The 23,621-nt window shown below is 36.0% G+C and carries 22 protein-coding genes, 1 tRNA gene and 1 pseudogene; 19 read left to right on the top strand and 5 right to left on the bottom strand.

Annotated elements, in window-relative coordinates; genetic code table 11:
• The first annotated feature begins 54 nt into the window (after positions 1-54).
• The 3 genes from HEQ28_RS01085 to HEQ28_RS01075 are packed head-to-tail and all read left to right on the top strand — an operon-like array spanning position 55 to position 1,747.
• A complete protein-coding gene (locus HEQ28_RS01085) occupies positions 55-750 on the top strand; it encodes a phosphatidylserine decarboxylase family protein (protein WP_434503351.1) in 696 nt (231 codons plus the stop codon).
• 7 nt (positions 751-757) lie between these two features.
• Positions 758-1,471, top strand: coding sequence for a CDP-diacylglycerol--serine O-phosphatidyltransferase (gene pssA / locus HEQ28_RS01080; RefSeq protein ID WP_434503350.1), 714 nt, complete (start codon positions 758-760; stop codon positions 1,469-1,471).
• Between the two features lie 9 nt (positions 1,472-1,480).
• The gene (locus tag HEQ28_RS01075) at positions 1,481-1,747 is read left to right on the top strand and encodes a DUF4834 family protein (RefSeq protein ID WP_434503349.1); all 267 of its coding nucleotides are present in this window, start codon (positions 1,481-1,483) and stop codon (positions 1,745-1,747) included.
• 73 nt (positions 1,748-1,820) lie between these two features.
• Here HEQ28_RS01075 and pyrH read toward each other — a convergent pair whose 3' ends face one another.
• From pyrH to HEQ28_RS01060, 3 genes are read right to left on the bottom strand one after another with little or no spacing between them, the layout of a single operon-like run.
• Positions 1,821-2,531, bottom strand: a complete 711-nt coding sequence (gene pyrH / locus HEQ28_RS01070; protein WP_434503348.1) for a UMP kinase — start codon at positions 2,529-2,531, stop codon at positions 1,821-1,823.
• Between the two features lie 31 nt (positions 2,532-2,562).
• Positions 2,563-3,333 (bottom strand): biotin--[acetyl-CoA-carboxylase] ligase, encoded by a 771-nt coding sequence (locus HEQ28_RS01065; RefSeq protein ID WP_434503347.1) that lies wholly within the window; start codon positions 3,331-3,333, stop codon positions 2,563-2,565.
• Between the two features lie 20 nt (positions 3,334-3,353).
• On the bottom strand, positions 3,354-3,743 hold the full coding sequence (locus HEQ28_RS01060) for a YraN family protein (protein WP_301412196.1): 390 nt from the start codon (positions 3,741-3,743) through the stop codon (positions 3,354-3,356).
• Positions 3,744-3,849: 106 nt separating this feature from the next.
• Between HEQ28_RS01060 and HEQ28_RS01055 the strand changes: the two genes are divergently transcribed.
• The gene (locus HEQ28_RS01055) at positions 3,850-4,299 is read left to right on the top strand and encodes a nucleoside deaminase (RefSeq protein WP_434503346.1); all 450 of its coding nucleotides are present in this window, start codon (positions 3,850-3,852) and stop codon (positions 4,297-4,299) included.
• A 65-nt stretch (positions 4,300-4,364) separates the two neighbouring features.
• Here the strand turns inward: HEQ28_RS01055 and HEQ28_RS01050 are convergent, their stop codons facing one another.
• Positions 4,365-5,219 (bottom strand): Cbp1 family collagen-binding glycoprotein adhesin, encoded by an 855-nt coding sequence (locus HEQ28_RS01050; RefSeq protein WP_434503345.1) that lies wholly within the window; start codon positions 5,217-5,219, stop codon positions 4,365-4,367.
• Positions 5,216-5,926: a 16S rRNA (cytidine(1402)-2'-O)-methyltransferase gene (gene rsmI, locus HEQ28_RS01045; RefSeq protein WP_434503344.1), complete on the bottom strand. Its 711-nt coding sequence runs from the start codon at positions 5,924-5,926 to the stop codon at positions 5,216-5,218. Before rsmI ends, HEQ28_RS01050 begins: the two co-directional genes overlap by 4 nt.
• 487 nt (positions 5,927-6,413) lie before the next feature.
• On the opposite strand from rsmI, the gene HEQ28_RS01040 reads away from it, so the two are divergent.
• From HEQ28_RS01040 to HEQ28_RS00970, 15 genes and pseudogenes are all read left to right on the top strand, one after another.
• Complete coding sequence (locus HEQ28_RS01040; RefSeq protein WP_434503343.1) at positions 6,414-7,007, top strand: thymidine kinase; 594 nt, start codon at positions 6,414-6,416, stop codon at positions 7,005-7,007.
• Entirely contained in the window at positions 7,000-8,103 is a 1,104-nt protein-coding gene (locus HEQ28_RS01035; RefSeq protein ID WP_434503342.1) for an AI-2E family transporter, read from the top strand. The genes HEQ28_RS01040 and HEQ28_RS01035 overlap by 8 nt, the downstream gene beginning before the upstream one ends.
• Positions 8,104-8,208: 105 nt before the next feature.
• Positions 8,209-8,281 (top strand) — tRNA-Lys (locus tag HEQ28_RS01030).
• Positions 8,282-8,402: 121 nt separating this feature from the next.
• Complete coding sequence (locus HEQ28_RS01025; protein WP_434503341.1) at positions 8,403-8,990, top strand: hypothetical protein; 588 nt, start codon at positions 8,403-8,405, stop codon at positions 8,988-8,990.
• 577 nt (positions 8,991-9,567) lie between these two features.
• A pseudogene (locus HEQ28_RS01020) lies at positions 9,568-9,762 on the top strand (DUF4372 domain-containing protein); the annotation flags it as partial.
• Between the two features lie 539 nt (positions 9,763-10,301).
• Positions 10,302-13,643 carry a SusC/RagA family TonB-linked outer membrane protein gene (locus HEQ28_RS01015; RefSeq protein ID WP_434503340.1) on the top strand — a complete coding sequence of 1,114 codons (3,342 nt, stop codon included), beginning with the start codon at positions 10,302-10,304 and terminating at the stop codon, positions 13,641-13,643.
• Between the two features lie 11 nt (positions 13,644-13,654).
• Positions 13,655-15,238 (top strand): RagB/SusD family nutrient uptake outer membrane protein, encoded by a 1,584-nt coding sequence (locus tag HEQ28_RS01010; RefSeq protein ID WP_434503339.1) that lies wholly within the window; start codon positions 13,655-13,657, stop codon positions 15,236-15,238.
• Positions 15,239-15,253: 15 nt separating this feature from the next.
• A complete protein-coding gene (locus HEQ28_RS01005; protein ID WP_434503338.1) occupies positions 15,254-16,180 on the top strand; it encodes a hypothetical protein in 927 nt (308 codons plus the stop codon).
• Positions 16,181-16,194: 14 nt separating this feature from the next.
• The gene (locus HEQ28_RS01000) at positions 16,195-16,887 is read left to right on the top strand and encodes an FISUMP domain-containing protein (protein WP_434503337.1); all 693 of its coding nucleotides are present in this window, start codon (positions 16,195-16,197) and stop codon (positions 16,885-16,887) included.
• 7 nt (positions 16,888-16,894) lie between these two features.
• Complete coding sequence (locus HEQ28_RS00995) at positions 16,895-17,944, top strand: TlpA family protein disulfide reductase (RefSeq protein ID WP_434503336.1); 1,050 nt, start codon at positions 16,895-16,897, stop codon at positions 17,942-17,944.
• Positions 17,941-19,050: a redoxin family protein gene (locus tag HEQ28_RS00990; RefSeq protein WP_434503335.1), complete on the top strand. Its 1,110-nt coding sequence runs from the start codon at positions 17,941-17,943 to the stop codon at positions 19,048-19,050. Before HEQ28_RS00995 ends, HEQ28_RS00990 begins: the two co-directional genes overlap by 4 nt.
• Before the next feature lie 162 nt (positions 19,051-19,212).
• Positions 19,213-19,881 (top strand): hypothetical protein, encoded by a 669-nt coding sequence (locus HEQ28_RS00985; RefSeq protein ID WP_434503334.1) that lies wholly within the window; start codon positions 19,213-19,215, stop codon positions 19,879-19,881.
• 312 nt (positions 19,882-20,193) lie between these two features.
• Entirely contained in the window at positions 20,194-20,739 is a 546-nt protein-coding gene (locus tag HEQ28_RS00980; RefSeq protein ID WP_434503333.1) for a 4Fe-4S dicluster domain-containing protein, read from the top strand.
• A gap of 8 nt (positions 20,740-20,747) precedes the next feature.
• Positions 20,748-21,593: a CoB--CoM heterodisulfide reductase iron-sulfur subunit B family protein gene (locus HEQ28_RS00975; RefSeq protein ID WP_434503332.1), complete on the top strand. Its 846-nt coding sequence runs from the start codon at positions 20,748-20,750 to the stop codon at positions 21,591-21,593.
• 12 nt (positions 21,594-21,605) lie between these two features.
• Positions 21,606-23,609: a 4Fe-4S binding protein gene (locus HEQ28_RS00970; RefSeq protein WP_434503331.1), complete on the top strand. Its 2,004-nt coding sequence runs from the start codon at positions 21,606-21,608 to the stop codon at positions 23,607-23,609.
• The last annotated feature ends 12 nt before the right edge of the window (positions 23,610-23,621 follow it).

Here is a 23,621-nt window from a genome sequence, read left to right as displayed (position 1 = left end):
AAACGATAAAAAATAATTATCTTTGCATTCGATTAGTACTATCCTAATTTACCTATGATAAAAAGAATTAAGAAATTTAAGAAGATACGCATTCACCGTGAGGGTACAGATACACTGCTCTACGGTTTTATTATATTGGCCGCAATTGCTTTGTTGCTTAACCGTTTAGACAATAAACTCCCATTTTGGAGTTTCATCGTTGTTTTCGGAGTTATATATAGTATAGTATTAAACTTCTATCGCTGCCCGATACGCAGATTTTCAGAAGACGACGATACGGAAAAGATTGTTGTTGCACCCGCTGATGGTAAGATTGTTGTTATTGAAGAGGTAGAAGAAAACGAATATTTTCACGATCGCCGACTTATGATAAGCATCTTCATGAGTCTTTTCAATGTTCACGCTAACTGGTTTCCTGTTGACGGAAAAGTTAAATTCGTAAATCACAAAGACGGAAACTACCATAAAGCATGGCTTCCTAAAGCTAGTGAGGAAAACGAACACGCTGATGTAATGATAGAAACTCCAGACGGACAGGAAGTTCTTTGCCGTCAGATAGCTGGAGCTATGGCACGCCGTATTGTAACATACGCAAAAGAAGGTGAAGATTGCTACATTGACGAGCATTTAGGATTCATCAAACTTGGAAGTCGTGTAGATGTATACTTGCCGGTTGGCACAGAAGTTTGCGTAAAGATGGGACAAGCCACTACTGGTGACCAGACTGTTATCGCAAAGTTAAAAGGTTGAAAGTAAAATGAATTTCAAGAAACACATTCCTAACAGCATCACATGCTGTAATCTAATTTCAGGCTGCATTGCTACCACTTATGCTTTCAGCGGAAATCCAAAAATGGCTCTTCTATGGATTATCATAGGTGCTGTATTTGACTTTTTTGATGGAATGAGCGCTCGCTTACTACATGTATCTTCACCTATAGGTAAGGAACTTGATTCACTTGCCGATGATGTAACATTCGGTGTAGCACCAGCAACAATAGTATTTGCCGAACTTGGCGTTTTGGAATATCCATCTTTTATGGAACCTATGCGCCAATTTATTCCTTATATAGCATTTGTCATGGCTGCATTCTCTGCACTACGTCTTGCAAAGTTCAACCTTGATGAGCGACAGACTACATCATTCATCGGACTACCAACTCCAGCTAATGCATTGTTTTGGGGTTCACTTGTAGTAGCAAATCCTACATGGCTTGAAGGAAACAATTGGTCTGTATTAGTTGTCATAGTATTGATTTTAATAAGTTGCTACTTGCTGATATCAGAAATACCAATGTTTGCGCTTAAATTCAAGCAATGGGGTTGGAAAGACAATAAGGTTAAATATTGCTTTATGGCTTTATCCGTATTCTGCGTAGCTGTTTTTGGAATACTAGAAGCATGGTGGATAATCATTTCATTATATTTCATAATTTCAGTAGTACTAAATTTAAATAATAAGGAGAAATAACTTATGTTTATGTTTATTTTCAAGTTTATATTACTGCTTTTCATAGCACTGTTCCTATTTATTTTGGTTTTTGCTTTCCGCATCCTGAATTTCTTCAGAAACGGAATAAACCAATTCAACAAACAAAACGGGAACAATGCAGGACGACATGGCAGAAACAACTCTTATGGTGATGACGAAAAGGTGATAGACACACGCAATCCGGAAGATGCAAATAAAAAGATATTCACTAAGGATGAAGGTGAATATGTTGATTATACAGAAGAAGAAAAGTAAAAGACTTTAAATATAGAAAAAGCGGAGAATAAGATATTCTCCGCTTTTTTCGTATATCATATATTGAAATTCATCAATTGTGTACCAACGTACCAATCTCCTCACCATCCATAACCTTTTTAAGATTACCAACAACATCCATGTTGAATACATAGATTGGAAGATTGTTTTCCTTGCACATTGTTGTTGCCGTTAGGTCCATAACTTTAAGTCCACGAGTGTAGATATCATCAAAAGTAATATCGCTGAACTTTGTAGCTGTAGGATCTTTCTCTGGATCAGCAGTATAAACACCGTCTACACGTGTACCTTTCAGCATTACGTCTGCCTCTATCTCAATACCACGCAAAGAACTACCTGTATCTGTAGTGAAATAAGGACTACCTGTACCGGCAGAGAAGATGCAAACATATCCTGCTTCCATAGCCTCTATAGCCTTCCATTTGCTGTAGAACTCACCAATAGGTTCCATGCGAATTGCTGTAAGAACTTTAGTTTTTACATCTATCGCTCCCAAAGCACTGCTCAACGCCAAAGAGTTTATAACGGTAGCGCACATTCCCATTTGGTCTCCCTTAACACGGTCAAAACCTTTCTGACTACCACTCAATCCACGGAAGATGTTTCCTCCGCCGATAACGATTCCTATCTGCACACCCATCTCGTGCACTTCCTTAATCTGCTTGGCATAGTCTGAAAGGCGATCAGGATCAATACCGAATCCTTGTTTGCCCATAAGACTTTCACCACTTAGTTTAAGAAGAATTCTCTTAAATCTTGCCATAATATATTATTTGTTTATTTTGTATACTTGCTTACAACACCGTTTCTATCTCTTTGAAGCGGTATTCACTGATAATACCATTGCTGTCTCTAACAACTAAAGTTCCATCATCTCCTACTTCAATTATCGCTGCTTCAAAAACTTCACTAGTTTTCTTGTCACGATACTTAAAGAAACCATGCTTACGATATAGCGCAGAATGATACAATGCAGAGATATCACCATACTGTCCATTTTCTATCATTGCATAATATTTTGTGAATGAATCAATTATTTCATCTAAAAGTTTTTTCCTGTCTATATCATTACCTAAAATGTTTTTCAATGAAACAGGATTCGGCGCGCTACTTTTAAACTCCGTCTGATTAACATCAATACCAGTACCGAAAATACAGTTCTTTATATGTCCACCTCCTAGAGTAGTTTCTATAAGCGTGCCACCGATTTTCTTATCATTCCAATATATGTCATTAGGCCATTTCAAAGTTATTCCATCAGTGTATTTGTCCAATGCCTCTTTCAACGCCAAAGCTTCTGCCATTGAAAGCAAGAACTGACAATGTACAGGAACCATTACGGGATGAACCAAAATACTGAATAGAAGATTTTTTCCAGGTTCACTCTCCCATGTATTCTCACCTTGTCCCCTACCAGATTTCTGATAATCGGCAACTACAACACTTATCTTTTCATCGGAAGCAGGAACATAATTCTTCAGATAGTTATTTGTAGAATCAGTTTCGTCAAGCCAAATGATATTAGGTTTAACTGTTTTCTTTTTATTTCTATTAAAGCACCACATATATAATAATGTAATAAATTCTAATGATTACCGTTCATCGCTAACACAGGATTAAACGCATCGATAATATGTTCTAAGCTTGCATCTTGCGGCTTTGTTCCAACGATTGTGATGATGTCAAATCTAATATCATCATATATTTGAAACTCCTTGACGTAAGCGTTGGCAGCCCAGCCTATACTCTTTATTTTTCTTTCATCAACAGCATCTTCAGGACTCACGATGACATCAGTTGCACGAGTTTTAACCTCTACAAACACCACAGTCATTCCGTCTTCCGTGCGGGCCACGATATCGATATCACGTTTACCAAGTCGCCAATCCCTACTGATAACTTCATAACCTTTTTTCAGCAAGTATTCGGCGGCATAGTCCTCCCCCCATTTACCTAAATCATTATGAACTGCCATTTATTATATTTTCTATGTAAGACAAACGTAGTCTTTACAGACACAAAAGTACAATTTTTATTCCACACATCAAATTATTTATTATAAATTTAATAACTTTGCAAGCATGAATGAAGATCAAATAAAGAAAGACGAATTCTATATGCGCAAGGCTTTGGTTGAAGCAAGACTTGCAGCAGAAGCCAACGAAATTCCTATTGGAGCTGTGATAGTTTGCAACGACCGTATCATAAGCCGTGCTCACAATCTAACAGAAACACTTAACGATGTTACGGCACATGCAGAGATGCAGGCAATAACATCAGCTGCTAACATGTTAGGAGGCAAATACCTTTGTGACTGTACTCTCTATGTGACGGTAGAACCATGTACAATGTGTGCAGGAGCTATTGGTTGGGCACAGATTAGCAGAGTGGTATATGGTGCTCCAGATGAAAAACGCGGATATACAAAGATTGCACCAAAAGCATTTCATCCAAAGGCAACTGTTACGTCAGGAGTTATTGAAGATGAATGCAGGGAAATAATGCAGAACTTTTTTAAGAAAGTAAGATAAAAAAGAAAAAGCAGGAACAGAGTAACAACTCCATTCCTGCTTTTTTATTTCTTATCAAACGTCACCTACTTAACCTGAATGACAAGATACTTACTTGTACTCCAGAATATCTGAGGATTAGTAATTGTCAACTCATATTGCTTATTTGCGTCACGTGTTAGTGTGTAACTGCTTGACGGATGCAATGTCATAATCTTAACAGACTTTGAATACAATTTTATACTTTTGTCTACACGGATATCAATCTTCGTAAAATAATTCTTATTGAAGTTTGCCTGAAGAACTTTGCCTCCGTCAACAATTCTCTGCTCCTTCAACTCATTCTTTGTTCCGAATACATACCAAGCGGTATTCAACTGAGCATCCTGACTGTTAATAGTCTGAGTATTCTGAGTATTAGCAGTAGTGAGGTTACTTACATTAGTATTCAAATTGTTGATAGTTTCGTCAAGTTCAGATATATGAATATCCTTTGCATCAAGTTCTGCTCTCAACTGCTGCAACTGCTGATCTTTCTCATCAAGCTGCTTAACGAGATTCTCAATAGTAGCCTTAAGTTGTGTACCCTTCAAACTACTGTTAGCTAGACGCTGACGCAACTTTCCAATGAGTTCGCGGTTCTTCTGCATAGTTGCAGAAATAAACTTTATATTCTGTCTCAACTGGCTCTTTTTGTCAGCACCTTCACCATCCTTCACAATATTAACTCGGTTCTCAGCCTCATTAATCTGTCTGAAACCCTCTTGGATTTCATTCATTGTGCCCATCATATCATTGATGTCACTATCCTTTTGAGAAATGATACTCTGTAGAGAATCATTTTGCTCAACCTTTTCAAGATTAACCTTCGTCTTATCTTGTTTACAACTAGTAAAAGTCAGCAACAACGCACCAACAGTTACAAACAATAACTTTTTCATGATTTAATCTCCCTTTTAAGTTTTTTATCTTTTTTCTCATTTAAACCGGCAAGCACAATCACGATTTCACCTCGTGGTTCTGTTTCGGTAAAATGTTCTATGACCTCTTTCAAGGTTCCTCTTACATGTTCCTCATGCAATTTTGATATTTCTCTTGCCACACTTACCTGTCTGTCTTCTCCGAAAAATTCAGCAAACTGCGTCAATGTTTTTACTAAACGATATGGCGATTCATAGAAAATCATCGTTCTGCTTTCAGTCTGCAAAGACAACAAATGAGTTTGACGACCTTTCTTTTGTGGTAGGAACCCTTCAAAACAGAATCTATCACATGGTAATCCCGAAGAAACTATTGCCGGAATACATGCCGTAGCACCAGGCAAAGTCTGTACGGTAATACCCGCGTTTGCAGCCTCACGCGCCAGATAAAAACCAGGATCACTAATTCCTGGTGTGCCGGCATCACTTACCAAAGCAATGATTTGTCCAGCTTTCAAGCGCTCAACTATTCCCGATGCAGTACCATGTTCATTAAACTTATGGTGTGACATCAGGTGATTTTTTATCTCAAAATGCTTTAAAAGAAGACCCGATGTTCTGGTATCCTCCGCAAGCACTAAATCTGCCTCTTTTAATATGCGCATGGCCCTCAAGGTCATGTCTTCCATATTTCCCACCGGAGTAGGTACAATATATAGTATTCCCATAATCAATCACAAATATATACAATAAAAGCCCAAATGCAAAATAACTTGTCATTTCTTTGCAATTTTTAAAACGTTTGCACTAAAAAAAAGTGAAACCACAACGAAATATGGTTAAAAGCTCCCATCTGAGTTACATGATTTGCAGGATTACACCTACATTTATTTTATTACAACATTTACTATGATAGCACACTCAAAATTAACGAATAATTGCATCATTCATTATATTGTTGTGGCTTCTTTGTACTATCTTTAAATAAAATAGGCGGCGTCTTGAGATAAAAAATGAATAAATTCATTTTGTTCTCTACAAGATTTATACTATCTTTGGATAAGATAGGCGGCATCTTGAAATAAAAAATGAATAAATTCATTTTGTTCTCTACAAGATTTGCACTATCTTTTGATAAGATAGGCGGCGTCTTGAGATAAAAAATGAATAAATTCATTTTGTTCTCTACAAGATTTGCACTATCTTTGCAGTATTATGACTGAAAATTTAACAGGAGAATCACATCGCCCAGGACGAATTGAGGTGGTGTGCGGTTCAATGTTCTCTGGGAAAACAGAAGAACTGATTCGTAGAATGAAGCGAGCAAAATTTGCCAAACAGAAGGTTGAGATCTTCAAACCGGCAATAGACACACGTTTTTCAGAGGAAGACGTAGTGAGTCACGATCAGAATGTCATCCATTCTACACCTATCGATTCATCAGGCTCAATACTTCTATTGGCTTCAGACATAGACGTTGTTGGTATAGATGAAGCGCAATTCCTTGACGATGGACTTGTTGATGTATGCAATCAACTTGCCAATCGTGGCGTTAGAGTTATAGTAGCCGGTCTGGACATGGACTATAAAGGTGCTCCATTCGGTCCAATGCCTTTACTTTGCGCTATTGCTGACGAAGTTACAAAAGTACATGCGATCTGCGTGAAGTGCGGTTCATTAGCATACGTCAGCCATAGACTGGTAAACAATGACCGCCGTGTCATGTTAGGTGAAAAGGAAGAATATGAGCCTTTATGCAGAGATTGCTATCAAAAGGCTATAAAAGAAGAAAAAATAAATCATGGGTAAAGAAATTACTTTTGACCGTTTCATCCGATGGACAGGAACTGGTCTGCTAATTATCGCAGTACTTCTGCTGGTAAACTACCTTAGTGGAGTTCTACTGCCATTCTTCGTGGCATGGCTTCTGGCATACCTTATTTATCCAACGGTGCAGTTTATAGAAAAAAGACTGCACATACGTGTACGCGCAATAAGCATCATCATCACAATGTTGATCCTATGTTGCGTCATCGGTGGAATAATTTATCTCATAATCCCGCCAATGATTGAGCAATTTGATAAACTTGGAGGCGTCATCACACGTTGGGTACACGACACGACACATACCAATAACATCACTGCACTCATTTCACGTTGGATAGAAGACAACCAAACACAACTAAAAAAGATATTCAACAGCAAGGACTTCGGCGATGCTGTGAAAACAGCTATGCCTAAAGTCTTTACCTTTGTTGGTCAGACAGCAAATATCATAATAAGCATCATTGCTTCTTTGATCACCTTATTATATATGTTTTTCATACTTCTTGACTACGAATATCTCACTACCAACTGGATTCGTATCTTCCCAAACAAGAATCGTCCGTTCTGGAGAGAATTGATGCAGGATGTGAAACGTGAGCTCAACAACTACATTCGTGGTCAGGGAACAGTGGCTTTATGCATGGGAATTATGTTCTGCATAGGTTTCAGTATCATGGACTTCCCTATGGCAATAGGTTTAGGCATTCTTATAGGTATTTTGGATTTAGTTCCTTATCTTCATACCTTCGCCTTAATCCCTACTGCATTCCTTGCAATGCTCAAAGCTGCTGACACCGGACAGAACTTCTGGGTAATCTTTGGTATGGCTTTAGGGCTGTTTGTAGTAATTCAGATTATAACAGATATGATAATTACTCCAAGAATAATGGGTAAGGCAATGGGATTAAACCCAGCCATATTACTACTATCATTATCTATATGGGGTGCATTGTTAGGATTCATCGGTCTAATCATCGCCCTACCTCTTACAACATTATTAATAGCCTACTGGCAGAGATATGTAACTAAAGAACATAAGGCGAAAGAAATATCCCCTAATACGGAATCAGAAGAGTAGCCTAATTGTTTAAATAAGTTAAATAGAGAATATTATTCATCAATATTTTTTCTGTTTCAATAAATTTATTTACCTTTGCACTCGCTTTCAAACAGGAAGATGATTGATCCGCTAGCTCAGCTGGTAGAGCACAACACTTTTAATGTTGGGGTCATGGGTTCGAGCCCCATGCGGATCACAAAAAAGCAAAGGACTATTTTTTACAAATAGTCCTTTTTTTATTATATAAAGGTTTTAAATACGCACATGAAAAATTCTATATCAGCACCTTTCAATGTGCCTACTATAAAATATATAATATGAAAAAGATATTATTAATGCTTTTAATGCTTGTTCCAAGTTACATGCTTGCACAAGAGCCTGAATTTATAGGAGAAGTTAATGTTATGTATAAAGATAGTGTGAAGCCATTAGATAAAGAATACATGGCAACTTCTTCAAAGGCAGATGCAGGTCTTGTACTGTTTGGTCTGGGTGCAGTAAATACAGAAATTATAGTACCTAGAAAAAGCGCAAGAACTCGCATTCCAGAAAAGACAGAAATCCATATAATAGCAAAGGCTTTAGATAACCAGTCTGATCCTATGGCTGTGATACGTATTTTCCAGTTTGAAGTTCACCATTCCTCACGCAAAGCACTTATAGCAACCGCTGATATATTTGGAAGTTCCAATAACAAATTTAACAGTTTATCATTCCATGCGTCAAAATATGGTAAAAGCTCATACGATATTGATATATCTTCTCTACCAATTGGCGAATATGGTATTATCGTTTCTAATCCAAACAACCGTGATAGTAAGTCCGCCTTAATATACTGCTTTGGTGTGGGAAAACCAAAAGCACATAGTGGGTGGAGACAGTACAATCCAGATGGAGTATATTAATACCCTAAATTTAAACTATAATTATATATTTCTATAAATCATTAGTTATTAATTCATTGAACATTATCATCAGGTTTTATAACAGTAAACAAAACAAACAAGAAAAGATTATTTCGACAGAGATATATGTCCTGTTGATCCCCTATCTACCCAATAAGAACCAATTAAAGTACTAGCGTCATCATTTATTAACAATTTAATCGTTCCGAAATGAATATCATTGTGGTTTCTGTCAATAGCCTTAGATTCATTTTGATATGTATAAATTATATTGTTAAACCCTTATTCTTTTAGGCTTAGTTAGTAAACTTGGGTAATAATAATTCTACCCATAAATTTCACCTTATTATATTTAGCTTATTATGAATAAAATGCTTTTTTACACACAAATACTATATTAGCAGCTGAAAAGACAAACAATGACACAACGAAATATACGAATGGTAACTCATGCACTAATACAAAATTATTGCTGTCCGATAAAACTTTTTGAGTAATAACAAAAAAGGCTGAATTCATTTCTGAGTTCAGCCTAAAATGTGTTATCTTTGTCTTTACCACAAAATAAATCTAACACATGGGCAAAAGTACACATTTTATCGGACAGCCGCTCTATAGTCAGGTAATAAAATTACTTGATAAGTCTAAAATTATTGAAATCAGTCGTGAAAATGGTGGAGAACGTTATATTAAGCGCTTCGACAGCTGGACTCATCTGGTTGTAATGCTCTATGCCGTAATTATGCGTTTTGATTCTCTTCGCGAGATAAGTACCTATGATCAGAATAACACTTATGTATTATGTTGATTTTTATAGTTTATTCAACTACCCCGAAAAAGATTGGGAAACATATCTGAAAGAGAAGGCAGAGAGTCCGCCAGAACTATCACTTTTTTGATTAAGGGGGGCTTGTTCTACAAAATAATGATCCCGAAGTCTTATTTTAAAGGGCTTCGGGAACTATCTATATCATATTTTTAGTTTTATCGGACAGCAATAATACAAAATAGAAAATATGACAACAGTAAAACAATGTTAGATATCGTTTATGATGGGCAATTAACTCTTAATCTAGTATCATAAAATTGAAACAAATGGTATACGACCACGATCTATAATTTTCAAATGGCGATCACTCACTATGTAATCAAAAACCGCTAAAAAAGTTACACAATAACACTAATATTGCATATTTTCAAACATTTAATGCAGAAAATCGAGAAAAAGGATATATTTACAAAAAAAAAGATTAATTTTGCAACCCATACAGATATTACACAAAATTATGAATTTATCACAAACGAACTAGTATGGGAAAAAAAAGATTGTTTCAGCTATTACTGATTATGTTCTTTATTGCATTAGTAACAGATAATATTAATGCACAAGAAACAACAAAAGAAGAAAAGATTGTAATAAGCGGCAAGGTTAATTATAGTAATGGAGAACCCCTTGTCGGTGCTACAATTAGAATTGTAGGCACCAAAATAGGAACATCTGTAGATGAAAATGGACATTATGAGCTTCATGTTAAAAGATCTAATCATATGCAAGTTGTATGCTCATTCATAGGATGTAAATCGGTAACAGAAAATGTAAGAAAAGACGGTACTGTACAACTAATTGTAATGAACGATGACGATAGTCATACGACAGAAGAAGTAGTAGTGACAGGCTACCAACAAATTGACAAGAGAAATCTTACAAGTTCAGTGACTTCTGTAAACATGAATCAAATTGATAGACCTGGAGTTTCAAGCCTAGACAAAATGTTACAAGGCCGTATACCTGATCTTGTGGTAACAAATTCTAGTTCAGAAGTTAATGCTGTACCGAAAATACGTATTCGCGGAACATCAACGCTTATCGGAAATCGTGAACCTTTATGGGTTGTTGACGGTATAATCGTAAGCGATCCCGTAAACTTATCAGCAGACGTGATAAACGATCCCGACTATGTAAATAGAATTGGTAATGCCATATCTGGAATAAATCCTCAAGATATTGAACGTATTGATGTATTAAAGGATGCTGCAGCTACAGCTCTTTATGGAACTCGAGCAGCTAATGGAGTAATTGTAGTTACAACAAAAAAGGGACGTGCAGGAAAGCCTGTAATATCTTACAACTTCAATGGAACTTACCGAAGAAGACCTCGGTATTCTGACCGTAAAATAAACCTGATGAATTCTCAAGAACGCACTAACATTTCCAAATATCTTGTAGGCATGCATTACTCATACCCTAATGATATGACGTATATTGGATATGAAGATGCTGTCAACAAATACTACAATGGAACATATTCTCAAGATCAGTTTAATACAGCGGTCGCAAAATCAGAAACACAAAACACTGATTGGTTTAAACTATTGACAAATGATTCTTTTTCAGCTGATCACTCTGCCAACATCTCTGGTGGATCTGACAAATTTAGATATTACGCTTCACTGGGATATACAGACGATAATGATGTCATAAACAATAATACAAATAAAAGATATACTGCCTCAACAAATCTAGACTTTACAATAACAGAAAAGGTCAAAGCTTCAATGCAGTTGAATATATATCACACTAATAAGCAGTATAATCAGGATGATCTTTCTCCTATTGATTATGCTTACCGCACAAGTAGGGTTTTACCTGCATACAATGATGATGGATCATATTTCTTTTACAATAAAATTGCTTCCGGATTTCAAGGAATCATGAGTTTCAATATACTTAATGAGCTAGACAATAGTTATAAGAAACAGACTGAAAACGGTATGAAAGCGACTGTAAACCTGCGTTACAATCCTACAGACTGGTTGTTTTTTAATGGTATAATGTCTTATAATACAACAAACACAAATATCGAAGGCTGGTATGGCGAGAAAAGCTGGTATGCAGGCAATCTAAGAAAGACGTCACTTGGAGTTGAGCCTAACGAAGATAGTCTGATGCCTTTTGGTGGAGAACTATCTAACAATAATGTAGGACAAAATAATTGGACTGCTCGTATTCAGGGCAATGTAAATAAATATTTTGGATCTGATTTACAACATAATATTAATCTAGCTGTTGGATTTGAAGCAAATTCGACGCATTATAATGGTGACCAATATACGCAACGTGGATATTACTTAGATCGCGGCAAAAAGTTTGTAACCAGTATACCAGGTAAGTATAAAACATATCTTTCGTGGTTAGGTACAAATGTGCCTATCATAACAGATTCAAAGACAAACCTGCTATCTGTTTATGGAACTCTATCATATAGTTACAAGCAATATTTTACGGTTAACGCAAATACGAGATATGATGGCTCAAATAAATTTGGAGATAGGTCTAATGAAAAAATACTTCCTGTATGGTCTACATCTGGAGTAGCAAACATAAAAGAAATAGCACATATAAAACTCAACTGGCTAGACGCTATTAACTGGAAGATATCATATGGAGAACAAGGAAATATGCTAGACGGACAAAGTCCTGTACTAACACTGACAAAAGGTTCTTATGACACGCATTATTCAGAAATGACTTCTACAACAGCAACCAATGCCAATCCTGATTTAAAATGGGAAAAGACTCATTCTTTTAGTACAGGATTTGAGACCTCATTATTTAAAAACAGACTAATGTTAGAACTTGAATACTACTATAAAAAGACGACAGATGCATTCATGAATAAAACTATTTCTGACATTAATGGCTATACATCATATATTGTTAACTCTGGTGAAATAATAAATAAGGGTTATAATTTCTCTGTAACTGCTGTACCAATTCAAAATAAGGATTGGAATTGGCTTGTGTCTGCATCTTTATCCAAAGTTATAAATAAGATGAAAACATCACCGGGTGAAGATTCTTACTCACTAAACGATTATCTCAATGGCACAGCTGTAATCAACGGGCAATCATTAGGAACATTTTACTCTTATAAATTCATAGGACTAAATCCTGAAGATGGAGGTCCTTTGTTTGATGACTATCAAGATAGATCAAACGAATTACTTGGATTAAGTAAGTATGAAACGTTTATGAGAGTTCTTTCAAAATCAGGAAAGAGAGACCCAGATATAACAGGTAGCATAAGCAGTACTTTGAGTTACAAAAATTTTAGACTAGGAATTCTAATGGATTATGCGATGGGAAACAAAGTAAGATTATTCAAAGTTTTTGGACAAGGCGCTACTTTCTATCAATCAGGACCAGGAAATATATATCCTGAATATAATCTGAATAGAACTTTATTAGACAGATGGATAAAACCTGGGGATGAAGCTAGGACAAATATTCCATCAATAATGAGTAAAACAAGTTTGAACTATTATAAATATGACCAGCATTGGTCATCAGGAAATCAATATCAAGGTGTGCAAATAGCTACAGATTCGTATACAATGTACGACTATTCTGACATTAGAGTAATCAGTGCAGACTATATACGCCTAGCTAGTTTAAGTCTTACATATGAATTGTCTGAAAAGCTATTACCTAAATTAGGGTTACAAAGACTTTCGATCACTGCTGCTGGTAATAATTTATATACATTATGCAATAGTAAACTAAAAGGACAAGCCCCAACTCAATCTGGATTCTCAGATGTTCAGCTTTCTGACAATCCCTACTATACAATTAGTATAAATGTTCAATTCTAAAATAGACGATCATGAAATTTAAAATATTGTTATATACAATTATGACAACTGTTATGGTATCCGGTTGTTCTAATTTTCTAAAAGAGTATTCACAAGATACAGATTATGTACGTTCTTGGGAAGATCTTAATGAGTTACTTATTGGAGATGGTTACTTATCTCAGTTCCAGAGTGACAACCTTGCAAACGTCAATGATAATGAATATTTTATACACTTTCTAGGTGATGAGTTAGATGAAAATACCATTAGTTATGATGGAAATGCAATGCAATACGATGGTAAAGAAAAGGTTTTTGGATATTATACATGGCAAGCAAGATCAGGACAGAATGATTCTTATACAGGATTCCATAAAGAAAATGAATGCTGGGAGCAAATGTATAAACATATAAATGTTGTAAATAATATCATATATTGTGCTAATAAATTACCAGAAACTACACAAAGTGAAAAAATCGGGAAATATAAAGTTGATGGTGAAGCTAGATTTTTAAGAGCATATTATTATTTCTTTTTAGTAAATCTATATAGTAAAGCCTATACGCCTAGTACAGCATCAACAGATTTAGGAGTACCAATAAAGACATCAGAAACTGTAGAAGACAAAATATTTAATCGTAACACCTTACAAGAATGTTATGATTTAATACTAAGCGATTTGCAGATTGCAGAAAAAGAACTAACAGAATATGGAAAGCAGAAAACAATATATAGAGCTGATTCTACTGCTGTTAATTTTCTTTTTAGCCGAGTGTATCTTTATATGCAGAATTGGGATAAAGCATCTGAATATGCTCAAAAGGTTATAGACAGCCATCCGTCTTTAACACAGCTGAATACGATTCAACAAAATAAGGGAATCGTATCACCATCTTCTGTAGAGAACATATTCTCTATGGGAAGTAATGCTTTGTGTAATTTTACTACCTGTGAATACAAAAGCTTTACAATCTCAGATAGCATATACAATCTTTACTCAGACGATGATCTTAGAAAAACTAAATATATATGGACTTACGGAACATTTCATGGATATAAAAAAATGGATATGTTAAGCACTACACTTACACAGACAGAAGATATGCCTGAGTACTACTTTTATGCCTACTATAATCCATATAATAAAATTATGACCGATTTATCTGACAAATTTTTATTTAGGTCATCTGAGGCATACCTCATAAAAGCTGAAGCTGAAGCATATATGGGCCATGAGGAAGAGGCACGTAAAATGTTAAACACATTACGTCAATACCGCTACAAAAACGGAACAAATTATGAAGTTGCAGCCACTGGCTATGATTTGATAAAAACTATACGCTGTGAACGCGAAAGAGAGTTATGCCTTGAGGGGCAAAGATGGTTTGACTTACGCCGATATGCAGTATGCGAGAAATATCCAGAATCAAAGAGCATTATACATCATTACTATTATTATGTAAATCGCGATTCACATGAAAAGACATCATGCCACGTATTCACTCTCGAACCTAATGATTGGGGATACACACTTCCAATACCTCATGAAACATTAATAATGAATACAGGTATGAAGAATAATGAAAGGGGCGAGAGAACATTTAATGTAGAATAAAAAAAACCGGAAGAAATGAAAAAATATAAGACTTTAGAAATATTTGTGTACGGTGGCTTTATATGCTTATCTCTCTTTTCATGTGCAGACAAAGAAGATAATATCACACCAGAAGCACCAGCAAAAAACTATTTCGCTGTAGATATCAACGCTAATGATGAAGAATCTCTGTTGAAAAAAGAATTCTATAAAAACAATGGATGTTACTTACTTTTCAATGATACTTTGAGACATGATTCTATCGGAGAAAAACCAAATGGTCAAATCATATATCAGACAGAAACAGTAGATGTTCCTTATATCATGTCATCACAGGCATATTTTGCATATAAATATACCTACATAAGAGATATCGAAAAGAAAAAGGCTGCAGCTAGCTTTATTGAGAAAGATATACTACCTCATTTAAGCGCACAGCTAAGACCTTATTCTTGGCTTCTCGTTAATAGTATCACAAAATATGCTGTTAATGATAACTCGTATAGTTATGATTCAGAACAAGGATCTGTAGTCGGAAATAGAGCTACAGCTATTGGCATTCAAGACATTTTCGATATGAACGAATCTGATACACAACAATTTGCAAAAGATTTATCCGCTGCTATTGTAGCAGACAAAGTGTCAAGTCAAGAAGCCAGCGTACTAGAACCATTTACTAAGTTTTGTGACAATTTATATGAAACTTCATCAGAAACAACACCATGGGATGATGAATCAAATTTGAAATTGATGCAAGAGAGTGGTTTTATAGGTCCACACTATTTAAGTGGATTTATTTTATATAGCTATTACCCAAATAAAGTCGAAGATATAAAAGACTTTGCAAAACTTGTTGTAGAAAAAGACGATCAGTACGTAAAAGATACATACAATAACGAAATAATACTTGAGAAATACATGGTAATGAAGAATATCATACTTTCTCTTGGCTATAAATTCTAACAAACTATATGCATATGAAAATAGACAAAATAACATTATTAATAATAATAACATTGTTGTGTATAACAAGCTGTAGCAGTGATGACAACAATGCAATACCCACCATACTTCCAAATTACACAGGAAAATTCACCGATTCAAGAGATGGGGAAGAATATAACTATGTGAGAATAGGAAACTTGGAGTGGACTACGGATAATGCAAAATATGATACAAATGATGACTACACTAGAAGTATCTATATAACCCAACAAATCTTAGGAGATGATAATTCTACAAATGACTCATTAACTGTAGCAAAATATGGATATTTATATTCGTATGAAGGAGCAAAACTGGCTGTCCCTGAAGGTTGGAGACTTCCAACAGACGAAGACTGGAAGAAACTTGAAATGTCACTTAATATGAGTGAAAATGAGGCCAACTCGGATGGATGGAGAGGAAGCTATCAAGCAACACTTATGTCTGAGAAAGATGGCACACAACTAAATCTCAAATATGGAGGTTTTATGGATGGCAACAGCACTACCTTTGCTGCAAAATTTTATTATATAGAAGCCTTTGGATATTATTGGACAGATACATATGATAAAAATACTTCGACGGCATATTTTAGAAAGATCGTATATAATTCTGGAAAAGTATACCGCCATCTATCAGCGATAAATAATATGATGAGTGTAAGATTTGTAAGAGACGCTAAATAACAATAAAATGAAAAAATATATAATAGGAATTTTAATTTCATTAATTTCTACGGCTTCTATAGCTCAAAAGGAATTTACAATAAAAAGTGAAATACCTGGAATTAAAGATGGTATTGTTGTAGGTCTAATGACTGCAGAGGATTCTGAAAATAAAGAAATTGCCGTTGACACTGTAAAAAATGGGAAATTTATAATAAGAGGTAAGCTTAGTCATCCAACACTTTGTACGCTTACTACTAATAATTTGAATTTACTAGGCAATGATCAAGATACAGAGAAAATACACTGGACATATACAACTGTTTTCGTAAGTGATACAACTATGACATTTGCAGCTACAGCTTATGATAGTATAGCAAATGATGCTCCAATCGGAAAATACTTTAGAATAACAGGAGGGCGCGCTCAAGCTGATTTAAACGAATACAACTTATCCGGAATCCAACCTTTAGACTGGATAAAGAATCACCCCCATTCTGTTCTATCTGTAAAACTTGCAAATGATTTAATAAAAGGAGGATCTGGACTTAGAAAACTTGAAATTCAAGAAATAGCAAATTATATAAGTTCTGTACCAGATGACATAGAGCGATTATCAGAATTCAAACGCAATTGTGAATTTGCAAAGAGAACAGCTGTTGGTGAACCAATTCTGGATCTACCGTTATTCGACACAAAAAAGATAACAAATAGACTTACTAAAATTATACCCAAAGGAAAATACACACTAATTGACTTTTGGGCATCATGGTGTGGCATTTGTCGTAGTTCTATACCCGACTTAAAAACAGTAGCAAAAAAGCATCCTAATATCGCGATTATTGGGGTTAGTGCTGATAGCAAATATGACCCATGGATAAATGCAATAAGAAAAGAGAAAATGGAATGGAAACAATATTGCCTCACGATTAATGGTGGCAAACAGCTATTAGAAAAATATCTAATTTCAGGAGTTCCATTTTATATTATTGTAGACCCACAGGGACAAATTGTAAGAGTTCCACAATATGTTTCTGAAATAGATGATTATTTTACAAAAATTGATAACAAAAAATGAAAAAATTATTTTTAATAATTGTAGCGGCATTTACTCTGTGCCATGCTTTCGCACAAAGTGCAAGTTATAAAATTTCCGGAAAAGCTGATTTTGCAAAAGACGGAGATAAAGTATATATTGCAGATATGCAATATTTTGACCTTATCCCAACAGACTCAACTGTTATTAAGGATAAGACTTTTTTCTTCAGTGGTAAACAAGATGCTGCTGCTCTTAAATTTATTGTTTTGATTCAAGACACAAAGCCTGTATCAATAAATGATATTATCCTTGAAAACAAAGATATGCAAGTTGAAATTTTCAATGACTCAACAAAAAAACTTGCAGATGTTAAAGGTAGCACAAGCACAGAACTATGGAGAGAGTTCTGTAATATCGAAAATAGTATTTCTCCTAAAACTGCAGGTCCATGGAAAACTATGAATGATAGTACTGTAAGTGAAGCTGCAAGAAAAGCAGCGAAAACGGAGTTAGACTCTATAGATAAAGTGCAAGAAGCCTTAAGAACTAAATTTATCTGTGAACATATTCCATCTGCAATTAGTGATATGCTCCTTGGATATTATTCCGAAGCACTTGGAACTGAAAATCAGAAGAAAATTTTAGATTTGATGAAATCTAATAATAGTGAATACCCATACTATAAAAAAATAGTAGCTCAACACGAAGCTGATAGCAAAACATCAACGGGTAAACAATTTACAGATATTGCCTTACCGGGTTTAGACGGCAAAGTTATAAAGGTTTCAGATTTAGTAAAGAAAAACAAACTTACTATTATAGATTTTTGGGCTTCTTGGTGTGGACCATGTCGTGCAGAAATGCCAAACGTGATAAAAGTCTACAATAAATATCACTCAAAAGGATTAGAAATAGTTGGCGTATCCTTAGACACTGATAAAAAAGCATGGAGCAATGCCGTTAAAAAACTTGGTATTCCATGGAAACAGATGTCTGACTTAAAAGGCTGGAGTAGTAAGGGCGCAGTCTCATACAATGTGCAAGCAATACCAGCAACAGTACTTATAAATCAAAAAGGTGAAATCATAGCAAAAGATCTTCGTGGAGATGAACTAATGACTAAATTAGCTGAAATCCTAAAATAAGGCAGATAAAATAAAACTATAAATAATAGACAGTAACAATAGCCGAGTAGAAGTTTACTCGGCTATTACTGTTATATCAAATTTATTTTTTTAATTTCATTATACCTTTTGAATTCTCAGAAAAACAATGTAATTTTGTATCATTAACTAATAACTATCAGCATGGCAACAATAACACTACCAGAAGATGAAGAACAAATAAATGACGTAAATGGATTTTATTTCATGGCAAACCCCAGCACGTTTAACGGGGACCCAATACTTACTCTTCAAATTAATGATGGAAAAAACAGAAGTATCAAACTAAAGAAAAAAAATGTAAGCACAGTACTTCATTATCTTCATGATAATAATATTCCATTTCTTAATCTCCATTCAGACATCCCCCAAGCAATTGATGTGGAAGACGAATCATATAGAAGTCTACTTAATGAAATTTTCTTTATATTAGCATCTTGCATGATGTTTATTCTTGGATTTCTTTTTATCAGAAGTGGGAATAATTCATATATGCAATTGAATTTCCAATACCTATTTGGAATAGCTTGCATATTAGTTGGCGCAACGCTATTATGCCATCCTGCAGTTAAAATAAAAGAGAACCAATTAATACTTAAAGGTTATATTCATAAATCTGTCATTGAATTAGATAATATATTAAAGGTTACAATATGTTCTTTGGGCAAAGGGGAGCTGATTGAAGTTGTGACAAAGGATTATGACTACTATTCTTTTCCTATTAAAGGAGGTCGTTTAAAAGCCCTAGCAAGTGATCTTCAACAGGTAGGTATAGATGCATCATACATTTATAGAAATGGCGTTGCTAAATAGAAAATAGTATCACATTTCTTAAAATAGCATTAATCTTATAATACTAGAGTCCCCTTAAAGTGATTAGCATTTAGTGTAGCGTATTATTATACATTATATCTGCCAGCAATAAATCAAATATGGGTAGTATCTGTTACCGTGTGAGATAGCATAAAATAATCGTTAATTTTTTTGCAGTAGAAAAATAAATATGTATCTTTGCACGATTGAGAACAAACTACTACAACGACAGAACAGCCTGAAAGAGGCTGCCACCTTTTCGTAATCAGAGGCAATTAATAAATCTTAAACTGGAAAATATAATACGAAATAATGGCTACAAATCATCAAATTTCTACCCGTATAAAGGCAGCTACCGGTGTCGATATTGATATGTGCTATCAATGCGGCAAATGTACAGCAGGTTGCGTTCTTGCTGACGATATGGATTATCCTTCGTCAATGATTATGCGCATGCTGCAAACCAATGATGAAGAGAACTATCGCAAGATTATCTCTTCTGAAGCAATATGGCTATGCCAGAATTGTGAAAACTGCATCGGAAGATGTCCAAAAGAGGTTGATATACCCAAAATAATGGACTATTTACGTGCCGATTCTGTGAAGAACAAATGTGTTTCGCCTAAAGCAAAGCCCATCCTCTCCTTTTATCAATCTTTCCTTGGAACCGTCAAAACATCAGGACGCCTGAGTGAAGTTTTCATGACTATTAGATTCAAACTACGTACACTGCGCCTTTGGCAAGATGTTAGTCTCGTTCCATCTATGCTAGCAAAGGGTAAATTGAAGTTTATCCCTGAATCTATTAAGGGTAAGAGAAACTTAAAGAACATCTTTAAATCTATTAATTATAAATAGAAAATACTATGAAATTAGGTTTTTATCCTGGTTGTTCTCTCAATGGAACAGCTAGGGAATACAATGAATCTGTTAAGGCATTGGCTCCTGTTTTCGGTATAGAACTTGTGGATATTGATGATTGGAACTGTTGCGGAGCTTCTGCCGCACATGCTGTAAACAGAGATCTTTCACTTGCTCTTCCCGCAAGAACACTTGCGCTTGCTGAGAAACAGGGTTTTGACGAAATAGTCGTACCTTGCGCTGCTTGTTTCAATCGTCTTGCTGTTGCCCAATATGAGCTTAACAAAGATGAGCTGTTGAAAAAATCAGTAGAGAAGAGTATTGATATGACATTCAATAATGATATAAAGATTCTGAATGTCGTTCAGTTTATCGATAAATATATTAAGAATAAGATAACAGAAAAAATATCGCATAAGTTTGAACATCAGGTTGCCTGCTATTACGGTTGTCTGCTGGTGCGTCCTCACAAGATAATAGGGTTTGACCGTGTAGAAGACCCTACCTCTTTAGATGAACTTATGCAGTTTATCGGTGCCACTACTATTGATTGGGGTTTCAAGACTGAATGTTGTGGAGCTAGTTTGTCCATTGCCCGTACTGATCTGGTCGCAAAGCTTTCATGCAATATTATTAAGGATGCTGCCGACCGTGGTGCAGAAGCTATCATAGTAGCTTGTCCTATGTGTCATTCCAATTTGGATATGCGCCGTCCTCAGATAGACGAATATGTAGGTAAGAAAATATCCACACCTGTTATTTATATCACACAAGCTATTGGATTGGCTGTGGGCATTACTCCTGAAAAACTTGGGTTGCAACGCCATTTTGTTAAAGTCAATACCCTATAAAAGAATCATGTTATGTCAAAAATAGGAGTTTTCATTTGTCATTGTGGCGAAAACATCAGTGCCACTGTGGATTGTGAACGTGTTGCTAAATCTGCATCCGAAATGGAGGGAGTAGCGTTTGCTACCGACTATAAATATATGTGTTCCGACCCAGGACAATCACTTATAAAGAATGCCATACGCGAACATCATCTTGATGGTGTTGTCGTAGGATCTTGTTCGCCTCGTATGCACGAACCTACTTTTCGTCGCGCATGCAGTGAAGCCGGACTGAATCCTTACCTCTGCGAGATTGCCAATCTTCGCGAACATGTATCATGGGTACACGAAAAGGGTGAAGCCACTACGCTTAAGGCTATAGATATAGTAAAAGGTGTGGTTGAAAAGGTACGCCGTAACAAAGCGCTTAATGCGATAGAGGTCCCCATCACAAAGAAAGCACTTGTGATAGGTGGTGGTATAGCCGGTATTCAGGCTAGTCTGGATATTGCCAACTGTGGACAGAAAGTTATACTTATTGAGAAAGGTCCGTCTATTGGTGGCCACATGTCACAGTTGTCTGAGACGTTCCCTACCCTAGACTGTTCTCAATGCATTCTTACGCCTCGTATGGTAGAGGTTGCCCAGCACCCCAATATCACTCTTTATACCTATGCCGAACTGGATAAATTAGACGGTTTTATTGGTAATTTCAAGGCTACTATACGTCTTAAGGCTAAGAGTGTAGACTATAACAAGTGTACCGGTTGCGGATTATGTACCACTAAATGCCCTCAAAAGAAAATACCAAGTGAATTCAATGAGGGGCTTGGCTTACGTACCGCTATTTTCACACCATTCCCGCAAGCAGTGCCTAACAAGCCGGCTATAGACAAGGAACATTGCAACTATTATCAGAAAGGTAAATGCAAGGTATGTCAGAAGTTCTGCCCTACCGGTGCCATAGAATACGATAAACCTGATGAATTCATCACAGAAGATATTGGCGCAGTGATTGTAACCACCGGATTCAATGTGCTGAAGACAGATTTCTTTCCAGAATACGGTTACGGCAAATATAAAGATGTAATTACTGGATTGCAGTTCGAGCGTCTTGCTTCCGCTTCCGGTCCTACTCTTGGTGAGATACGTCGCCCTTCGGATGGTCAGATACCAAAGAAAATTGTATTCATATCCTGTTGCGGTTCACGCGATCCTGCCAAAGGTATTCCTTATTGCTCAAAGATTTGTTGTATGTACACCGCCAAACATGCCATGCTGTATCAGCATAAGGTACACGACGGAGAGTCTACAATATTCTATATGGACGTACGTGCAGGCGGTAAAAACTATGAAGAGTTCGTACGGCGCGCTGTTGAGGAAGACCATGTTAACTATGTACGCGGTCGTGTAGCACGTGTATATGAGAAGAACGGCAAACTCATTGTCAAAGGTGTAGACACTCTTTTGAGCGCGAAGCCTGTTGAAATAGAAGCCGATATGGTCGTACTTGCCACCGCAGGCGTCGCTAATAAGGGCGCAGAAGAATTGGCACAGAAGATGCACATTTCTTATGATCCTTATCATTTCTTTGCCGAAGCACATCCAAAGCTTAAGCCTGTAGAGACAAATACAGCTGGTATATTCCTAGCCGGCGCCTGTCAGTCACCTAAAGATATTCCCGAGACTGTTGCGTCAGCATCAGGTGCTGCTGTTAAAGCCGTATCTCTGTTGTCTCAGCCTACACTCGTTCGCGAGCCCATCGTTGCTGTTGTCAACCGTTGCGCTCCGCCTATGTTCAGTACATGTGTTGGCTGCTTTATGTGCGAGACGATATGTCCTTACAATGCAATAGAGCATGAAGAGATTAAAGACCGTCGCACAGGCAAAGTAATAAAGACCGTGGCTAAAATCAATCCTGGGCTCTGTCAGGGATGCGGTACATGTGTCTCTTTCTGCCGCTCTAAATCAATTGACATACAAGGTTACACCAATGAGGAAATGTTCGCAGAGGTTACAGCCTTATTGAACAAATAAAGCATCACTATA

Source organism: Prevotella sp., assembly GCF_051059605.1.
Classification (GTDB): Bacteria; Bacteroidota; Bacteroidia; order Bacteroidales; family Bacteroidaceae; genus Prevotella.
The sequence above is the reverse complement of the archived record's forward strand: the minus strand, read 5'-3'. Positions and strand labels throughout refer to the sequence as shown.